At 62.6% G+C, this 1670-nt stretch carries 1 pseudogene; it reads left to right on the forward strand.

Going from position 1 to position 1670, the window contains the following annotated elements:
• Positions 1–153 precede the first annotated feature (153 nt).
• A pseudogene (locus HBH26_RS20325) lies at positions 154–1450 on the forward strand (IS110 family RNA-guided transposase).
• Positions 1451–1670: the final 220 nt, after the last annotated feature.

The following is a 1670-nucleotide window of genomic DNA, read 5'->3' on the forward strand; positions in this document are numbered from 1 at the left end:
TAGCACATTGGGAAGCGCTGGTTCGGGAGCCGCTATGGCCCTGATGAAGACAAGGCCGCGTAGCGGCCGCAGGCTTCATCAGGGCAAGCCATGGCCGGACAGCAGGTATCTAAAGTGAGGTTGTCGAGACAACACTTTGGAGACTGACCGACCATGACCAAGCTCACCCCTACGCCTGCCGGCGCCGTGCTGGTAGCTATCGATATGTCCAAGAGCCGGCAGGAGGTTCTCATCGAGCGACCGGAAGGCGGCCGGCGCCGGCGGATGACCGTCATGGCGACCAGACAGGACTATGACGGCTTTGCCGAGCAACTCGCTGCCATCGGGCGCCGTATCATCGTTGGGTTCGAGGCGACGGGTAATTACCATCGTACGCTGGCACATCGGCTGCTGACGGCAGGGTTCGAGCTGCGCCTCATCTCGTCGGTCGCGCTCGCAAGAACGCGCGAGGCGCTGCACAATGGCTGGGACAAGAACGACCCCAAGGACGCGCAGGTTATCCTGCACATGCTGCGGATCGGTGCAACGCAGCGCTACGTCGATCCTCTCGCCGCGGGCATCAATGACCTGCAGGAGCTCTCGAAGACCCACGAGACGATCTCCAGGATGAAGACGCAGACCTGGCACCGGATCCTGACCCACTACCTGCCGCTGTACTTCCCCGAGATCGCCCGCTTCGCAGGCAACAGCCGATCCGACTGGTTCCTCGCGCTCATCGAGCGGTTCCCCACTCCTGCCAGCATCACCGCGCTCGACGCTGGGGCATTCTCGGCAGCTGCCTGGCCTCTCATTGGCCGCAAGGTTTCCAAGGCCCGTCTTATCAATGACATATACGAAACGGCCTGCGCTTCGGTGGCTCTGCCGGTCCCGGAGGAGTCGGCAGCAATTACTATGTTCCGCATGGTCATCGCGCAGGGACGCAGCCTCATCCAACAGCGTGACGAGATAGAGCGGCTTGCCCATGACAGGCTGGCCGAACATGTCGATTATCAACTGCTGCGCAACATTCCGGGCATTGGTCCGATCAACGCGCTGACCATCCTGGCCGAGGCCGGTGATCTGCGTCGCTTCAACCATCATCGACAGTTCCTGAAGTTCTGCGGTCTCGATCTCGCAACGTGTCAGTCGGGCACGTTTCGTGGCCGCACCAAGCTGTCCAAGTACGGCAACGCGCGTCTGCGCCGCACCTTCTGGATGGCTGCCCAGGTTGCCGCGCGTCAGCGCGACAACAGCTTCCGCGATAAGCTCGGACGGTACACCGCCGGGCACGCGGACGATGCCGACCGTCGCCGCAAGGCGATGACGGCGCTCACCGCCAAGATGGCGCGTGTGGCTCACGCCGTCGTCAAGACGGGGACAGAGTACCGGCCGTTCCTCGAACGGTCGGATGCCAGGTGGAAGGACCCCTCTCGGCAAGTGCCGTGAGGGCGCTCGTCGAGCGACCCTGTAGATAATGTTCGGGCCTTCCACCTGGGTGCGTATCTCGTTTTAAGGATGGTGAGGACCACGGCCGCCCCGGCGCCGCTGGATCCTATGTTTGCTATGGCAGAGAGCGATCCCGTTGACGGTGGAAGCCATCTGGCTCAGATTGCATGCCGCGCCGATGGTTGTCGGCGCATGGATATCTGCTGGCCCAAACCCGCCGCTGCTTCCCGACATAGGACGTTGTC

Origin of the sequence: Sphingomonas corticis, from assembly GCF_012035195.1 — a bacterium.
Taxonomy (GTDB): Bacteria; Pseudomonadota; Alphaproteobacteria; order Sphingomonadales; family Sphingomonadaceae; genus Sphingomonas; species Sphingomonas corticis.